A 333-nucleotide genomic window follows, 5' to 3' on the forward strand; every position below is an offset into this window, starting at 1 on the left:
CCAATAGGACGATTCTCTTCTAAACAGCGGAAAGTGGTAAAGCTTAAATCCTCTATCGCGTCGAGATTGCCATCGTCTGGGACGTCTTGACAAGGTATGGTCAAAGTCGCTACGGTAACGAATGGCGCATCAGACTCTTTCCATTCTTGTGTTAGCTGATCAATAGGCTGCTTTTTAAGGTTGCGGCATAATTGAATTTGTACATCGAACTGATAGTCGTGCTCGCGTATCTCTTCGATAATTGCGGGACGTATCGCTTCATCTTCGGTGAACAGGTGAATATTGGTACGCTTAATTTTTTTCATTGAAGCTTTGGTTGGAGTTACTCTGACT

1 pseudogene is annotated in these 333 nt (G+C 43.5%); it reads right to left on the reverse strand.

The annotated features are described in order from the left end of the window. Positions 1–305 (reverse strand): annotated as a pseudogene (locus tag AAEZ03_RS26475) (hypothetical protein); the annotation flags it as partial. Between the last annotated feature and the right edge of the window lie 28 nt (positions 306–333).

It is taken from the genome of Pseudomonas sp. HY2-MNA-CIBAN-0224, from assembly GCF_040310285.1.
Lineage (GTDB): Bacteria > Pseudomonadota > Gammaproteobacteria > Pseudomonadales > Pseudomonadaceae > Aquipseudomonas > Aquipseudomonas helleri.